Origin of the sequence: Colwellia sp. RSH04 (assembly GCF_003545765.1) — a bacterium.
GTDB lineage: Bacteria > Pseudomonadota > Gammaproteobacteria > Enterobacterales > Alteromonadaceae > Colwellia.
Window position 1 is genome coordinate 1 of sequence record NZ_QXIO01000045.1, and the last position, 749, is coordinate 749.

The 749-nt window shown below is 33.4% G+C and carries 1 protein-coding gene; it reads right to left on the bottom strand.

The window, feature by feature from the left end; all coding sequences use genetic code 11:
* Positions 1-169: 169 nt before the first annotated feature.
* On the bottom strand, positions 170-749 hold a 580-nt coding region (locus D1094_RS18715), incomplete at its 5' end, for a hypothetical protein (RefSeq protein WP_182440245.1).

Below are 749 nucleotides of genomic sequence, written 5' to 3' on the forward strand. Positions count from 1 at the left end.
AGTTCAGCAGAGCCTAAAATCGACAAAATGCCTTTATGAAAGAAACCGCAACCTAATCTAAGACCTGGCCTCTGCTAGTTTATGAGGCTAAACCAATCTGTTAGCCGACTATCAGTTTCAAATACACGAGAAAGTTATATTTAACGAAAAATATCAAAACTCGTTTTATTTAATTACTAGAGAATACATCGAAATTTCGATTCTTCGTATAAGCATATACAAGAGACATTTTTGAAATATCAAATCGGGATGGTAATTGGTCTGCCAAAATATCAATTTTCTTAGTTTGTTCTGAATACCTTTTTATTGCGTTTTTTTGTCCTAATGCTAACCAGAACCATTGTTCACCATACTTCTTAATATTTAAAGAACGATGAGTAATTAAGGAAATATCATCAGTCGGAGTATTTGTATCTATCGTTCCATTTGGCCCTGATTTCACAATATTGTTTTGGTCTACCCAAATAGTGTTTCCAGAATTACTTGCATGCTGGACATATTTCCAATTAGGGGATTCAATTGATGAAATTTTACTCATTAAGTCATAAATGTGAACTTGCCATTTACCTTGTTTTTTCATGCTAAAACTAATTTGTTGATCTGTTTTGAACGATACAGCGCGCAGTTCCTGCTCTGGTAAAGGTAATTTGGTGACTTTAAAATCAGATAAATTAACATAAAATATACTATTGATATCCAGCGCTATTAGCGCTTGGCCATTTGGAGAAAACTTCAAATCGAAGTAGTGA